The sequence below is a fragment of the Candidatus Pelagibacter sp. PS_40 genome, assembly GCF_059417765.1.
This window is the reverse complement of sequence record NZ_CM182064.1, coordinates 313,100-327,949: the sequence shown is the minus strand read 5'-3', so window position 1 is coordinate 327,949 and position 14,850 is coordinate 313,100. Positions and strand designations below refer to the sequence as shown.

Annotated in this window: 14 protein-coding genes; 6 read left to right on the top strand and 8 right to left on the bottom strand. The window is 28.0% G+C overall.

Going from position 1 to position 14,850, the window contains the following annotated elements:
* Positions 1-2: 2 nt before the first annotated feature.
* Positions 3-1,130, bottom strand: coding sequence for an anhydro-N-acetylmuramic acid kinase (locus AC5SLW_RS01725; protein ID WP_494575498.1), 1,128 nt, complete (start codon positions 1,128-1,130; stop codon positions 3-5).
* A gap of 44 nt (positions 1,131-1,174) precedes the next feature.
* Between AC5SLW_RS01725 and tyrS the strand changes: the two genes are divergently transcribed.
* Positions 1,175-2,404 (top strand): tyrosine--tRNA ligase, encoded by a 1,230-nt coding sequence (tyrS, locus tag AC5SLW_RS01720; RefSeq protein ID WP_494575496.1) that lies wholly within the window; start codon positions 1,175-1,177, stop codon positions 2,402-2,404.
* On the opposite strand, the gene AC5SLW_RS01715 is transcribed toward tyrS, so the two are convergent.
* Genes AC5SLW_RS01715 through AC5SLW_RS01705 form a run of 3 tightly spaced genes read right to left on the bottom strand, consistent with a single transcriptional unit; the run spans position 2,401 to position 8,021 of the window.
* Complete coding sequence (locus tag AC5SLW_RS01715) at positions 2,401-4,593, bottom strand: hypothetical protein (RefSeq protein WP_494575494.1); 2,193 nt, start codon at positions 4,591-4,593, stop codon at positions 2,401-2,403. The two genes, tyrS and AC5SLW_RS01715, sit on opposite strands and share 4 nt — an antisense overlap.
* Positions 4,593-5,642: a peptide chain release factor 2 gene (gene prfB / locus AC5SLW_RS01710; protein ID WP_080637883.1), complete on the bottom strand. Its 1,050-nt coding sequence runs from the start codon at positions 5,640-5,642 to the stop codon at positions 4,593-4,595. Before prfB ends, AC5SLW_RS01715 begins: the two co-directional genes overlap by 1 nt.
* Before the next feature lie 45 nt (positions 5,643-5,687).
* Complete coding sequence (locus tag AC5SLW_RS01705; protein WP_494575492.1) at positions 5,688-8,021, bottom strand: penicillin-binding protein 1A; 2,334 nt, start codon at positions 8,019-8,021, stop codon at positions 5,688-5,690.
* Positions 8,022-8,123: 102 nt separating this feature from the next.
* On the opposite strand from AC5SLW_RS01705, the gene AC5SLW_RS01700 reads away from it, so the two are divergent.
* Complete coding sequence (locus tag AC5SLW_RS01700; RefSeq protein WP_494575490.1) at positions 8,124-9,983, top strand: Rne/Rng family ribonuclease; 1,860 nt, start codon at positions 8,124-8,126, stop codon at positions 9,981-9,983.
* On the opposite strand, the gene AC5SLW_RS01695 is transcribed toward AC5SLW_RS01700, so the two are convergent.
* Both AC5SLW_RS01695 and thiS read right to left on the bottom strand, forming a co-directional pair.
* Positions 9,980-10,753, bottom strand: coding sequence for a thiazole synthase (locus AC5SLW_RS01695; protein WP_006997183.1), 774 nt, complete (start codon positions 10,751-10,753; stop codon positions 9,980-9,982). The two genes, AC5SLW_RS01700 and AC5SLW_RS01695, sit on opposite strands and share 4 nt — an antisense overlap.
* Before the next feature lie 2 nt (positions 10,754-10,755).
* Positions 10,756-10,974, bottom strand: a complete 219-nt coding sequence (thiS, locus tag AC5SLW_RS01690; protein ID WP_006997184.1) for a sulfur carrier protein ThiS — start codon at positions 10,972-10,974, stop codon at positions 10,756-10,758.
* Positions 10,975-10,990: 16 nt separating this feature from the next.
* On the opposite strand from thiS, the gene aroQ reads away from it, so the two are divergent.
* From aroQ to accC, 3 genes are read left to right on the top strand one after another with little or no spacing between them, the layout of a single operon-like run.
* Complete coding sequence (gene aroQ, locus AC5SLW_RS01685) at positions 10,991-11,431, top strand: type II 3-dehydroquinate dehydratase (protein WP_494575488.1); 441 nt, start codon at positions 10,991-10,993, stop codon at positions 11,429-11,431.
* Positions 11,428-11,853 (top strand): acetyl-CoA carboxylase biotin carboxyl carrier protein, encoded by a 426-nt coding sequence (locus AC5SLW_RS01680; protein ID WP_020169232.1) that lies wholly within the window; start codon positions 11,428-11,430, stop codon positions 11,851-11,853. Before aroQ ends, AC5SLW_RS01680 begins: the two co-directional genes overlap by 4 nt.
* Entirely contained in the window at positions 11,853-13,190 is a 1,338-nt protein-coding gene (gene accC / locus AC5SLW_RS01675) for an acetyl-CoA carboxylase biotin carboxylase subunit (protein ID WP_271480623.1), read from the top strand. The genes AC5SLW_RS01680 and accC overlap by 1 nt, the downstream gene beginning before the upstream one ends.
* Here accC and AC5SLW_RS01670 read toward each other — a convergent pair.
* On the bottom strand, positions 13,187-13,594 hold the full coding sequence (locus AC5SLW_RS01670; protein ID WP_494575485.1) for a DUF2155 domain-containing protein: 408 nt from the start codon (positions 13,592-13,594) through the stop codon (positions 13,187-13,189). The two genes, accC and AC5SLW_RS01670, sit on opposite strands and share 4 nt — an antisense overlap.
* Positions 13,554-13,913, bottom strand: coding sequence for an NADH-ubiquinone oxidoreductase subunit NDUFA12 family protein (locus AC5SLW_RS01665; protein ID WP_006997189.1), 360 nt, complete (start codon positions 13,911-13,913; stop codon positions 13,554-13,556). The genes AC5SLW_RS01670 and AC5SLW_RS01665 overlap by 41 nt, the downstream gene beginning before the upstream one ends.
* A 114-nt stretch (positions 13,914-14,027) precedes the next feature.
* On the opposite strand from AC5SLW_RS01665, the gene AC5SLW_RS01660 reads away from it, so the two are divergent.
* Complete coding sequence (locus tag AC5SLW_RS01660) at positions 14,028-14,849, top strand: TSCPD domain-containing protein (RefSeq protein ID WP_494575483.1); 822 nt, start codon at positions 14,028-14,030, stop codon at positions 14,847-14,849.
* The last annotated feature ends 1 nt before the right edge of the window (position 14,850 follow it).

The window sequence follows — 14,850 nt, the reverse complement described above, 5'->3', positions numbered from 1 at the left end:
TCTTAATAGTTTTTAACTAAAACTCCACCTATTGACGGTTTTTTTACATTTGTAGTATTAGGGAATGAAATTACTTTTTTAAGTGAAGACCTAATTGCAAGATAAGCAAAAGCTTGTGATTCGATGAAATCACCATCAATTTTATAATCATCAATTATTTTTAAAGAGATGTTTTTTGGTAGTCTTTTTCTTATGCTCTCCATTAATGAAAGGTTTTTTCTTCCACCACCACAAACTATTATTAATAACTTTTTATTTTCTTCACTGTTGATTGATTTTAAAATTGATTGATAAATTATTATTGCTGTGAAATCTACTAATGTAGATAAGCCATCCTCATATGTGAGACCTTTCACAAAACTTAAATCAAAATCTTTTATATCAAATGAAAGTTTTTTTTGATTGTTTATATTATCAAAATTATCAATCGCTTGATTTAGAATAACTTCACTTGTTTTTCCTATATTTGATGCTTTTCCATTGTCATCATATTTCATTTGTGTGTGTCTTCTAACCCATTCATCTAAAAGACAATTACCAGGACCTACATCAAAACTTTTTAAATCTTCATTATTTTTTGAGATAACAAGAGTAATATTTGCGATACCTCCTATGTTTAACACACAAGCAGGCTTCTCTATTTTATTCTTGTTTACAAGTAAGTTGTGAAAGATTGGAGCTAATGGAGCTCCTTGGCCTCCATTATGAATGTCATTTTCTCTAAAGTTATAAACTACATTTTTTTTTAAAAGACTTGATAGTAAATTGCCATCTCCTATTTGTTTTGATACTTTTTCCAGAGCATTGTGAAAAATTGTTTGACCGTGAAACCCAACTATATCTACATCTACTCCTGCATTCTTTATAATTTCTTTGCTAATTTTTGCATGAAATAAGGTAATTTTTCTCTCGAGCTCGTTAATTTGATAAGAATTAGCTTTTATATCTTTTATTGAATTTATTTTATCTCTGAGATTTAGTAAGTTTGAGTAAATTACTCCATCATACTCAAAATATTTATCAAATATAGGTTCATAGTTACTTTCACCATCTGATCTAATAATTGACGCATCAACCCCATCCATAGATGTGCCACTCATTAACCCTAAAGAAGTATAAAATTTTTCCATTCTTATTTTTAAAGTAAATATTGTATATTCTAGATAGCATATTTATGAATAAATTTTTAAAAGAATTTAAAGATCGTGGTTTCTTTTACCAGTGTACAGGTGAAGAAAATCTATCTCAATTATTAGATAAAGAAAAAATCAGAGCTTATATTGGTTTTGATTGTACAGCTGAAAGTCTTCACGTTGGTAGCTTACTTCAAATTATGTGTCTTAGATTGCTCCAAAAACATGGCCACCAACCAATTGTTTTATTAGGAGGGGGTACTACTAGAATAGGTGATCCATCCGGAAAAGATAAAACTAGGACAATTTTATCTGAAAAAGAAATAGAAAAAAATATAAATAATATTGAAAAAATTCTAAAAAATTTTTTAGATGATAAAGATCCAGAGACAAAACCTATATTTGTTAATAACTACACATGGCTTAAAAATTTAAATTATATTTCTTTTCTAAGAGATGTTGGAAAACATTTTACAATTAACAAAATGTTGAGTTTTGATAGTGTCAAAATTAGATTAGAGAGAGAGCAGTCATTAAGTTATATGGAATTTAACTATATGATTTTACAAGCATACGATTTTTTAGAATTGAACAAAAAAGAAAAATGTATGCTTCAAATTGGTGGCTCTGATCAATGGGGTAATATTGTTAATGGAGTTGATCTTATAAAAAGATATTCAAATAATCATGTTTACGGTTTAACGACACCTCTTATTACATTGGCATCAGGTGCAAAAATGGGTAAAACTGAATCTGGAGCTGTTTGGCTAGATAAAAAATTTCTTTCATCATATGACTACTGGCAATTTTGGAGAAATATTGATGATCGAGATGTCTTAAAGTTTTTAAAAATTTTTACAGATATTAATGTTGATGAAATTGAAAATATTAAAAATGATAATATTAATGAGTTAAAAATTTTACTTGCCAACAAAGCTACTTCTATGTTGCATGGAGAAGATGAGGCAAGAAAATGCCAAGAAACAGCCAAACAAACATTTTCTGAAAATTCGTTAGGGGATAATCTACCAACCACTCAAATTAATAAAAAAATGTTAGATGATAATATAAGTATTCTAGATTTGGTAATTTTATCAAAATTAGAAAGTTCTAAAAGTGAAATTCGAAGATTAATTAAAGGGAATGGAATTAAAATAAATGGTCAGGCTATTTCTGATGAAAAGTTTTTAATTACTGAGGATTTATTTAAGAGTAATTTAATTAAACTTTCACTTGGTAAGAAAAAACATATTAAAGTTGAGTTAATTTAGTTCTTTTTAATTTTTTCTAAAGTTCTTGTTATAAATCTAGGTGTTAGTGTTTTAATTGGATTAACTGTTGTTGATAAATTTTTTGGAGGTCCTTTTATTTTAAAACTTACACCAAAAACACCTTCACCAGTTTTTTCTCCTATTAGTATTTTACCCAGTAGTGGAATTGAAGCTATAGATCTATTTATAGTTGTTGCAGGAACCAATGTTCCTCTCAAGCTAACTAATTTCTTTGATTCAATATAACCATCCATTAATATAGAAATAGCAGGTCCAATTGCATACATTTCTTCAATATTAGTAAGACCTTTTTGACTTGAATATCTCATTTCAAAATCGGTAAATCTTATTCCTTCACCCGTTAAAAGATCTGCAATACCTTGAAGTGACGCTAGGCTTAAAAGCTTAGCAAAAACAGGTACCTCTTTAACTTTAAAGTTATCAATAATTAATACAGAATTAGAAACACCATCTTTTTTTATAGAATTAAAATTTAGATAACCTTCTTCAAATCCTTTAATAAAATCATATCTTTTAATCAAAGGTTTTGGATAGTTTGAAAAGAATTTTGTAATAGTTTCATTTTGGTTATTAGTTTCAATAGATAAGTTCATTTTTTTATTGTTAGAAAAAGTAGATGCTAGATTTAATTTATCTAATTTATTATTTTTAAAAGTGAAGTATCCAGCTAAGTTTTTAGTATAATCGTTTTTATTTATATAAGCTGTGCCTATTTTAATATCAAATTTAGAATTAAAATTTTCAAAAATTGCTGTACTTTCATCATCACTCATGCTGTTGTTAATTAACTGTGTTGCATCAAAACTTTTACCATTTATGGAAAAATTAGATTTATTTTTTTTTAGCTCTAAATTGTTAAGAAGATCATTTTTATTTCTATAATTAAGTTTAATGTAACTTAAATCTTTAATTTTAAAATTTTTACTAAATAATAAATCTTTAATTAAAATTTGATTATTTTTTTCTGTTATAGAAATATCTTTTAATATCAATTCTTTATTTTTTTTGTAAATACCTTTTAATAAAATTTCTGAACTGTTTCCTTTTTTCTTCTTATAATCTAAAAAATTTATTGTTAATGGATTATTTTTAATATTAAGGTTTGTATCAAATGTTATTTTTCTATCATCTTTAATAACGCTGTAAGATAATTGTTCAGACTCGTCTCCAATATAGATATCTCCACCTCCCTTAATATCCAACATACCTTTTATTAATTTAATTTTAATTTTATGATCCTTAAATTTAATTTGCTCTGTATAATTAGGTAAAAAAGTTTTTAAATTAAGGGGATTTTTAACTATTTGAAAATTTTCTAAGTTTAAGTTGGTCTCTAGTTTTAAATCTTTTAATTTTAATTTTCTGTTAACATTAAAAGAAAAAATATTTATAGAATTAAAGTCAATTTTTTCTATCTCTATATTATTTAGTAAGTCTCCAAATATAGGTTTTAATTTGTTTATATCGAAATTTTGTTCTTTATTTGCCACCTCTCCATCAACAAATAATATATCTTTCTTTTTTTCAATTTTGATTAAGGGCGATTTTAATTTTATACTATTAAGATTTGTTTCTATCATTTTTAATGTTAGCTGATTGTTGCTTATATTAAATAAAAGGTTTAAATCATCAATTTCAACCTTGTTAAAAATATTAAATTTTGCTTTTTTGACAGTCCCGGTTATTTGATAATTGTTTTTTATTTCTCCATCTAAATCAAATTTAAGATTTATATCTGTAGAAATTAATCCCTCTTTAGTGATGTTATCTAAAACAAAAAGTTGTGGTGATCCTTCAACTGCTCTTGTTAATGAGATTAAATCTTTGATTTTAATTTCTTTTGTTGAAATTTTTAAATCATCAATAGAAAACTGATTACTTATAAAAGATTTTAATGAAATATTGCTAGTAATGTCTTTTAAATCTAGACTTTTATCTTCCAATAATATTTTAGGGTTTTTTGTTGAAATATTAATACTAAAATTCAGTGGGTTTAATAGATAATTAACCTCATTTAATGAAAGGTTAATTTTTTTATTAATTTTTGAAACATTCTTTGTAATTTCTTTATTAAACTTGTCAGTTTTTACTCCATAGAGGCTCAAGTAAATAACAATTGTTGCAAGCGTTATTATTAATATTACAAGAATTTTAAGTATTCTTTTCATTATTTCACTTTATATAACGAACTTTCTAAAAAATCATCAATCTCACCATCTAAGATTTTATCAGGATTTGAGCTTTCAAAGTTAGTTCTATTATCTTTTACCATTCTGTATGGGTGAAGTACATAAGATCTAATTTGATGACCCCAACCAATTTCTGACTTGGAAGACTCTACTGTTTGGCTTTCTTGTTCTTTTTTTTTTAATTCAAAATCATATAGTCTTGCCTTAAGCATATTCATACAGGTATCTTTATTTTTATGTTGTGATCTTTCATTTTGACATTGAACTACTATTTTAGAAGGTAGATGAGTTATTCTAACCGCACTATCTGTAGTATTCACATGCTGCCCTCCTGCTCCACTTGATCGATAGGTGTCAATACGTAAATCTTTTTCATTAATTTCTATTTCAATATTTTCATCTACGACTGGATAAATCCAGATACTTGCAAAACTGGTATGTCGTCTAGCTCCAGAATCAAAAGGAGATATTCTAACCAACCTATGAATTCCAGACTCGGCTTTTAACCATCCGAAAACATAATCACCCTCAATTTTAATAGTTGATGATTTTATGCCGGCTTCCTCTCCCTTATGTTCACTAATTAATTCTGATTTAAAATTCTTAATATCTGACCATTTTAAATACATTCTTCTTAACATTTCTGCCCAATCCTGGCTCTCTGTTCCACCAGCACCGGCATGAATTTCTATATAGCAATCTAAACTGTCAGTTTCATTTGACAAAAAACATTTAGTTTCATTTTTTTTAGCTAATTTTTTTAAATTTTTAATACTCTCAAGAACTTCGTTTATGACAGATTGATTTTTTTCTTCTAAAGCAAGTTCGTTCAATTCATCAAGATCAATTATTGATTTAGATGAATTTTCATATGAATTTATTAATTCTTCATATAATTTTTTTTCTTTAATAACTTTCTGAGAATTTGCTTTATCTTGCCAAAAATTAGCTTCTAATATTTTTTGGTTATTCTTTTCTAATTTTTTATGAATATCATTTTTTTCAAAGGTACTCCTTAACTCTTTGATTGATTTTTTCTATTTCAGATTTGTAATTTAAATATTCGTTGTCCATTAGTAGAACCTTAATATATTATTATTTTTTAATCTATTATTAATATCTTTATTTGATAAATTTTCTACTTTCACTTCTTTATAAGCTTCAATAATTGTTCTTCTTGTACCAATTTCAGCTTTTTCTCCTGTAACAGGATCAATAACTTTCATTAAAATATTTTTTGCAACTTTAAACGGTCTTGCATCTTCTTTTTTTACAGCTTTTTTTACAAAACTTTTAAAAATTGGTAATGCTGTTTTTGCTCCTGTTTCATACCTTCCAAGTGATCTTGGATTATCTGAACCTACATAAACTCCTATTACTAATTTTGAAGTAAATCCTATAAACCATGTATCTGTATTTCCATTTGTTGTGCCTGTTTTTCCGGCCAAATCCAAATTTAAATCTTTTAAATTTTTTCCTGTCCCATTTTGAACAGTTCCCTCCAATATCGAGGTCATTTGATATGCTGTTTCTGGGGAAAATATTTGCTCAAAACTGTCCTTTATATTTGGATAATTGTTACTTAAGTGAGATATTTGATCACAATTTATACACTCTCTCATTTCATTATTAAAAATTGTAATCCCTTCACTGTCTTGAATTCTATCTATCATTATTGGTTTAACTAATTTTCCTCCATTAATAAATGAAGAGTATGCAGATGTTAGTTTCAATAAAGTCGTCTCTGCAGAGCCTAATGAAATTGATAAAAGCTCACTAGGATTTTCATAAATACCGAGTTTTTTTGAAAAATTAACAATTTTTTTAACTCCAAGATCTTGTGCAATTCTGACAGTCATCAAGTTTCTAGATTTTTCTAACCCCATTCTAAGTGTTGATGGTCCATAAAATTTTTTACCGTAGTTTTCAGGTTTCCACATTTTTAAATCAGATCCTTGCTCTAAAACTAGTGGTGCATCTAGAATTAAAGTTGATGGTGTGTATCCATTCTCAAGAGCTAAAGCATAAACAAAAGGTTTGAAAGCAGAACCTGGCTGCCTTAGTGCTTGTGTGGCTCTATTAAATTCACTTTTTTTAAAGCTAAATCCTCCGCTTAGAGCTAATACCCGTCCAGTAAAAGGGTCCATAACAACAATCCCTCCATTAACTTCTGGCAGTTGCCTTAAGGCAAATATATTTTTATTTATTTTTTCAGTATAAATAACATCCCCAATTTTCAATATTTCATCAAAATCTTTTTTTATCCACGAGATGTTTTCGTACTTAATAATTCCTTTTTTTTCATATTCCGTTTCAATTTCTATTGAAAATTTATCTATCTTTTTAACTATTGCTAAATCCCAATCAATTGATCTTTCTAATCTAAATTTATCTAAATCTTTATTCCATTTTTCTAAATTTTTAACATTAGTCAATGGACCACGCCACCCTTTTCGTTTATCGTATTCAATAAGACCTTGTCTCAATGAGTCAGTTGCAATTTTTTGCAAGCTAATATTAATAGGTGTACTTATATTTAATCCTTGTTTGTAAACTTTATCAAATCCTAATTTTTCAACTACATCTTTTCTAATATCTTCTACATAGTAGCTAGTATCTTCTGTAAATATTTTTTTTCTTTTTTTTAATATTATTTTTTTCGACGAAAGCTCTTTTTGATTTTGTTTGCTTATATAATTATTTTCAAACAAATTGTTTATAACTAAATCTCTTCTAAATTTTGCAAGTTCTATATTTTTATACGGGTTATATCTACTTGGAGCCTTTGGCAGAGCTGCTAATAAAGCTGCTTCTTCATAATTCAATTCACTAATTGATTTGTCAAAATATTCTAAGCTAGCAGATGCAACGCCATAAGTACCTTCACCTAGATATATTTGATTTAAGTATAGTTCTAATATTCTTTCTTTTGAAAGAGCTCTTTCTATTCTAAAGGCAAGAATTGCCTCTTTAATTTTTCTATTTAAACTTACTTCGTTTGTTAATAAAAAATTTTTTGCCACTTGTTGAGTTATTGTTGATGCACCTTCCAATCTTCTTGATGCAACCACATTGGAAATGTTATTAATTATTGCTCTTAACACTCCTTTGGCATCTACTCCTGGATGCGAATAGAAATTTTTATCTTCTGCAGATAAGAAAGCATTAATCACTTTTTCTGGTATTGATTTATAGGGTACAAATATTCGTTTTTCTGATGAAAAATCATTCACCAACTCACCATTCCCTGAGTAAACTTTACTAGAAACTGATGGTTTATAATTTTTGAGGAATTTATAATCTGGCAAATTGTTAGAAAAAGCCCACAAAACAGCTAATACAGAAAATGCAGATAACAAACCAACACTTAAAACTACTATAAATATATTTTTAATTATTCGATGCATTTTAGTTTAATATATATAAGAATTTGTTAAAGTTAAGGCATCAGAATTCAAACAAAATTTAAAATTATTTAAATATAAAATGAAACAATTAATCAAAAATATATGGGAAAAAATTTATACATTGATGCTTCGCATCCAAATGAAACAAGAGTTGTACTTAAGTCAGGTGAAAACATTGAAGACTACGAGTACGAAGGCTTAAAAAACAATTTAATAAAAAATAATATCTACCTTGGCAAGGTAAGCCGAGTAGAGCCATCTTTACAAGCTGCATTTATTGATTTTGGAAGAGATAGACACGGTTTTCTATCCTTTAACGATATTCAATCTGACTATTATCAAATACCTCAGAGTGATTTAGCAAAAATAAAAGAAGAAGAAGAAAAAGCCAGAGAAGAACTATTAAAAAAAAGTGAGCTAGAAGAACAAAAGAATATTAACGAGGGTAATCTTAATATTAATGATCCAGTTGAAGTAAAACTTGAGTCTGAATTTGAAACAAATGATCAGATAACAGAAGGGAGTGATACTCCAATTACAGATACCACTCAAGTAGATGAAGATAAAGAACAACCTTCGCCTGTACTACATGGTAGAAAGCCTGAAACAAGATTTAGATCTAAAAGATATAAGATTCAAGAAGTTATAAAACCTAACCAAGTAATTTTAATACAAGTTTTAAAAGATGAAAGAGGACAAAAAGGTGCTGCGTTGAGTACTTTTATTTCTATAGCAGGTAAATATATTGTACTAATGCCCAATACACCAAAAGGTGGTGGCATATCTCGTAAAATATTTAACCCAGGAGAAAGAAAAAAAATTAGAACTATTTTAAACGATATAGTTATTCCAAAAGAAATGGGGCTTATTGTAAGAACTGCAGGATCAAACAAAACAAAAAATGATATTGATCATGATCTTCAAACTTTGATTAAAACTTGGAATGAAATTAAAGAAAATGCATTAAACTCTATAGCTCCATCATTAATCCATCAAGAAAGTGATATTATAAAAAGAACTTTGAGAGATATGTATGATGAAAGCACAAATAGTATCATCATTGAAGGTAATGAAGGTTACAAAAAAGCCCAAAACTTTATGAAGTTAATGATGCCCTCTCATGTAAAAAAAATAAAAAAATATAGAGAAAAAGTTCCTTTATTTTTTAAAGAGAACATTGAAGAAAAATTAAATCAAATTTATGACTCAGAAATAAAACTAAAATCAGGAGGTTACCTAGTTATAAATCCAACTGAAGCGCTAGTTTCAATTGATATAAATTCAGGAAGCTCTATTAAACAAAAAAATGTTGAAAGTACTGCTTTAGACACTAATCTTGAGGCAGCAGAAGAAATATCTCGACAAATAAAAATAAGAGATTTGTCTGGTCTAATTATTATTGATTTTATTGACATGTTAAGTTTTGGAAATAGAAGGTTGGTTGAGAGAAAACTTAAAGAACAATGCAGAACTGATAGGGCAAGAATTCAAATTGGAAGAATTAGTACATTTGGACTTTTAGAAATGTCCAGACAGAGATTAAGAGAAAGTGCCGTAAAATGGAAAGTTACACTTACAGATGAGTCTTTTGCGATGAAGATTCTTAAATTAGTCGAGGTTAAAGCTGTTTTAACAAAAGCAAAATTTGTAGAACTTAAGATTTGCGAAAAGATATCGGACTTTATGAAAGAAAACTTTATTGAAGATTTAAAGTATTTTGAAGAAAAAAACTTAATTAAGATCGATATAATTGCAGATAACAGTCTTATTATTCCTGAATACATAATTGACCTTCAAAACAAAACTAAAAAAACAATAGAAATAGTTCAACATATAGAAAAGTTAAAAAACCTAGAAGAGCAAAAAAAAGAAGTTAAATCTTTTGAAAGTCCTATTAAAAAAAAGCCTTATAAAAAAAAACCTTTTTTTAAAAAGAAATTTTTTAAAAAACCAGTAGCCTAGATAATTCCAGTTTTTGGAGAAGATGCGCTTCCATATATAGATTTTTCTATACGACCTGCTAAATAAGATTGTCTTCCTGCAATTACTCCATTTTTAAATGCCAATGCCATTTGAAATGGTTTTTTAGCTTTAGCGATTGCAGTATTAGCCAATACTCCATCACAACCTAACTCCATGGCAATAGCTGCGTCTGACGCTTGTCCTAAGCCAGCATCAATTATCAAAGGAAGCTTTGTTTGGCTTCTTATTATTTTTATGTTTGTTGTATTTTGAATTCCAAGTCCAGATCCTATGGGTGCTGCGAGAGGCATAATTGCACAAGCTCCTACATTCTCTAATCTTTTAGCCATTAAAGGATCATCATTACAGTAAACCATTACTCTAAATCCTTCTCTAGTTAAAACTTCTGTAGATTTTAATGTTTCAATCATATCTGGAAATAAATTTTTTTTATCTCCTAAAACCTCAAGTTTTACCAGTTTCCATCCGCCAATTTCTCTTGCTAAACGTAATGTTCTAAGAGCCTCTTCAGAATTAAAGCAGCCAGCAGTGTTTGGTAAGTAAGTTATTTTTTTTGGATCAATGTAGTCCATCAATAAAGGTTTTTTTTTATCAGAAATGTTTACTCTTCTCACAGCAACAGTAACAATTTCTGCTCCAGATAATTTAATAGCTTTTGCACATTCTGCCATACTTTTATATTTTCCAGTTCCAACTATTAATCTGGAATTAAATTTTTTTTTATCAATTATTAATTTATCGTTAACCAATTTTATCCACCTCCAATAAAATGAACAATTTCTATTTTGTCATTATTTTTTAGTTTTATAGTTTTTAAATTATTTTTATCTATTATTTCTTGATTTAATTCAATTGCTACTTTTTTAAGAGGTATTTTTAGTTCTTTTAAAAAAATTAAGAGGCTTAAATTTTCATTTATTGTTGAAAATTTACCATTTAATTTAATTTTTATTTTTTTTATTTTTTTCATAATGTATAAGAGTTTGATGAGTAATAATATTATAATTATTAATGGTCCTAATCTTAATCTATTAGGTGAAAGAGAACAATCGCAATATGGATCAATAACGTTTGATAAGTTAAAAGAAAATTGTTTAGATAAAGCTAATGATTTAAATATTAATTTAGAATTTTCCCAGTCAAATATAGAAGGTGAAATAGTTACAACCATCCAAGAGGCTAAAAGTAAATTTGATGGTATAATTATTAATGCTGCAGGTTTTACACATACATCTGTAGCTATCAGGGATGCTTTAGATATTTATAAAAAACCAATTATTGAACTTCACATATCAAATATATATAAAAGGGAAGAATTTAGACGCAAATCTTTAATCAGCGATATTGCTACTGGTGGAATTTTTGGTTTAGGTGATAATGGTTATATTTTAGCCATAATTGCAATGCAAAACATGTTACAGAAATGAAAATAGATAAAAATATCATTAAAGAATTAACTGACTACTTAAATGAATTCAATTTAACTGAAATTGAATACACTGATAAAGATACTAAGATAAAAGTATCAAAATCGAATCCAGCTAATTCAAATCAAACTGTAAGTGTTGCTGCTTCAACACCAGCCCTTGATACGGTTAAGTCGACTGTTGTGTCTGGAACTGAAGTTAAATCTCCTATTATTGGTACAGCTTATCTTGCGGCAGAACCTGGTGGTAAAAAATTTGTAGAAGTTGGTAAAAAAATTAAAAAAGGTGAAACGGTTATGATAGTTGAGGCTATGAAAACTATGAACCATGTTCCATCAACAGCAGATGGAATTATAAAAGAAATCTGTGTAGAAGATGGCCAACCTGTTGAATACGGTCAAACTATTATCATCGTAGAGTAATGTTTAAAAAAATTCTAATTGCAAACCGAGGGGAAATTGCAGTCAGAGTTATAAGAGCTTGCAAAGAATGGGGTATAGCAACTGTCGCTGTTCATTCTGATGTTGATAAAGATAGTATGCATGTAAGACTGGCGGATGAAAGTGTATGCATTGGCTCACACCAACCTGCAAATAGTTATTTAAATATCCCAGCATTGATGTCAGCAATAGAACTTACAAAAGCAGAAGCGGTTCATCCTGGATATGGTTTTTTATCTGAAAATGCAAATTTTGCTAAAGTACTAGAGGAAAATAATATTAAATTTATTGGTGCTTCTTCAAAACTCATAGAGATGATGGGAGATAAAATTCAAGCAAAAAAAATTGCAAAAGAACATGGTCTACCTGTAATTGAAGGTTCTGAAGGCGGAATAACAGACATAAAGGCAGCCAAAGAACTTTGTAAAAAAATAGGCTTTCCAGTTCTGATTAAAGCATCCGCAGGTGGTGGTGGCAAGGGAATGAAAATCGTTCGTAAAGAAGAAGAATTTGAAACATTATTTTCAACAGCAAAGTCTGAAGCACAAAAATATTTTGGCAATGATGAAATTTATATTGAGAAATTTTTCCAAAATCCAAGGCATATTGAAGTTCAGGTATTATCTGGAAAAAATAGAACAGTACATTTACATGAAAGAGACTGCTCAGTTCAAAGAAGACATCAAAAATTAATAGAAGAAACTCCTAGTCCAGTTTTAACAGATCAGATCAGAAAAGATCTTTTTGAAAGAACGGTAAATATGGTTAGTAAAATTGGTTATGAGGGTGCTGGAACTGTTGAATTTATATATGAAGATGGAAAATTTTATTTTCTAGAAATGAATACCCGAGTTCAAGTAGAGCATCCTGTAACTGAAATGGTAACTGGTATTGATATTATTAAAGAGCAAATTTGGATAGCATACACTGGTGAAACAGCTTTAAAACAAAGTGACATTAATCCTAGGGGGCATGCAATAGAATGTAGAATTAATGCAGAGGATGCAAGTAAAAATTTTCAACCTTCACCTGGAACTATAGGAATGTGTCACCAACCATCAGGTTTTAGAACAAGAGTAGATGGTGCAATTTTTCAAGGTTATAAAGTTACACCATTTTACGATAGTATGATTTGTAAAGTCATCACTCATGGCAGAAATAGAACTGAAGCAATACAAAGAATGAATCGATCTTTAGATGAATTTGTCATTGAAGGAATAACAACAACAATTCCTCTTCATAAAATTTTACTAAATCATAAAAAATTTATTGAGTCAGACTTTAATGTTAGCTGGCTAGATAATGAAAAAGTATTCTAATAACATCTTGTTAACCAAATATCATATACTGGATGATCAAAAGGATTTACTGCAGGACTAGATGAAAAAGTCCACCCATTAAATATAAACACTTCGTTGTTATCTTTATTAATCGTATCTTTAACCTGAATATAAGCTGTAATTTCTGGGTTGTCATCAAATTCAGAGTTTTTGCATTTGAAACTTTTTATTAATAAACTTTTAAATCTTAGCTCCTCTCCTATCTTTAATTTTAAAAGATCAGTCTTTGAACTTACTTTATCTAAAATCTTTATTTCAACAAATTTTCCTTCACTATTTTCATTAGCTACTAGGGGTGATGATATGCTTGTTAAAAAAAAATAAATTAAAAGAAATAAGAAACTAACTTTTCCAGATTGTATATTTTTTTTTAATAGGATCATTATTTTTATTAGGATGATAGGCATTCTCAGTACCCGTTTGATTTGATTGATGCGGTTTTTGCCAATCATATTTTTTCAATTCATGATTGTTTTCAATTCTATTATTAGTGAAATGCATCCAAGAGTACCATTCATTAGGGATTTTCGATGCATCAATTTCATCATTGTAAATCACCCATCGTTTTCCAGATTTACTTTCATAATATTTGTTGCCACTAGAATCTTTTCCAGCAAGTTTTCCGTAAAAAATAGTTTTTAATTTTGTACCTAGTGTTTCTTGGTTCCACCAAATGAAAATTTTTTTTAAAAGTGTCAACATATTATTTTTCTATTCTTCAATCCTAAATTGTATTATTTAAATTAGACTAAAGTAAGGATTTGTATATAAATTAATTATCTTACGATTCAAAATAAAAAATTAATTAAAGGAAAAATGGCAAAATATTTAGTAGAAACTTATTATACTTGTAGCTTTAAAGTTAATCATTATCTAGATGATATTAATGAAATAGAGTTGGCAAATCTTGAAAAACGGGACGATGGAAAATTTGAAGTTTTAGACGTTAAACTTGATACAAGAAAAACAAAAAGTTTAGATTCAAATAATAAAGTAACTGAAACAAAAAAAATAGATATTATTACTGAACAAAGCAAACCTAAGGTCATTTCAAAAGAAAATAATACTAATTTTGTTAAAAAAATTAACGAGGGTGTCAGTAAAAGATTTAGTATGCCTGATAGAAGAAAAGGCTACATCCAAAAAGCGACAATTGGTGACCATAAAGTTTATCTCCACACTGGTGAATATGAAGATGGTAAAATTGGAGAAATTTTCATAGACACAAGTAAAGAGGGTGAACTGGTAAAAGCTTTGATGAACAATTTTGCAATAGCAATTTCACTTGGTCTTCAATATGGCGTTCCTTTAGATGAGTTCATCAGTGCTTATGTTGATACTAAATTTGAACCATCTGGAAAAGTACACGGTAATGACAGAATAATGAGTGCTTCTTCAATACTTGATTATATTTTTAGAGAATTAGCAATTTCATATCAAAATAGAGAAGATCTTGCTCACACTCCATCAATTGGTGGATCAGATAGATCTTTACCTGAGGAAGAAAATACTGAGGATCAAAATCAATTACTTAAAATTATAAAAGATGTTACTAGCAAAGGTTTTGTTAGAAATAACTACAAAAAAAATCTTGTTGATTTATCTGACGTTAAGATAAGCTTAAAAGGTAAAAAGTAAT

Excerpts from the sequence above, each read along its gene's own strand:
- AC5SLW_RS01700 (WP_494575490.1), top strand. The coding sequence starts at position 8,124 with ATGGGAAAAAATTTATACATTGATGCTTCGCATCCAAATGAAACAAGA.
- tyrS (WP_494575496.1), top strand. The coding sequence starts at position 1,175 with ATGAATAAATTTTTAAAAGAATTTAAAGATCGTGGTTTCTTTTACCAG.
- AC5SLW_RS01670 (WP_494575485.1), bottom strand. The coding sequence starts at position 13,594 with ATGATCCTATTAAAAAAAAATATACAATCTGGAAAAGTTAGTTTCTTA.
- aroQ (WP_494575488.1), top strand. The coding sequence starts at position 10,991 with ATGAGTAATAATATTATAATTATTAATGGTCCTAATCTTAATCTATTA.
- AC5SLW_RS01705 (WP_494575492.1), bottom strand. The coding sequence starts at position 8,021 with ATGCATCGAATAATTAAAAATATATTTATAGTAGTTTTAAGTGTTGGT.
- AC5SLW_RS01680 (WP_020169232.1), top strand. The coding sequence starts at position 11,428 with ATGAAAATAGATAAAAATATCATTAAAGAATTAACTGACTACTTAAAT.
- thiS (WP_006997184.1), bottom strand. The coding sequence starts at position 10,974 with ATGAAAAAAATAAAAAAAATAAAAATTAAATTAAATGGTAAATTTTCA.
- AC5SLW_RS01665 (WP_006997189.1), bottom strand. The coding sequence starts at position 13,913 with ATGTTGACACTTTTAAAAAAAATTTTCATTTGGTGGAACCAAGAAACA.
- AC5SLW_RS01660 (WP_494575483.1), top strand. The coding sequence starts at position 14,028 with ATGGCAAAATATTTAGTAGAAACTTATTATACTTGTAGCTTTAAAGTT.
- AC5SLW_RS01715 (WP_494575494.1), bottom strand. The coding sequence starts at position 4,593 with ATGAAAAGAATACTTAAAATTCTTGTAATATTAATAATAACGCTTGCA.
- accC (WP_271480623.1), top strand. The coding sequence starts at position 11,853 with ATGTTTAAAAAAATTCTAATTGCAAACCGAGGGGAAATTGCAGTCAGA.
- AC5SLW_RS01725 (WP_494575498.1), bottom strand. The coding sequence starts at position 1,130 with ATGGAAAAATTTTATACTTCTTTAGGGTTAATGAGTGGCACATCTATG.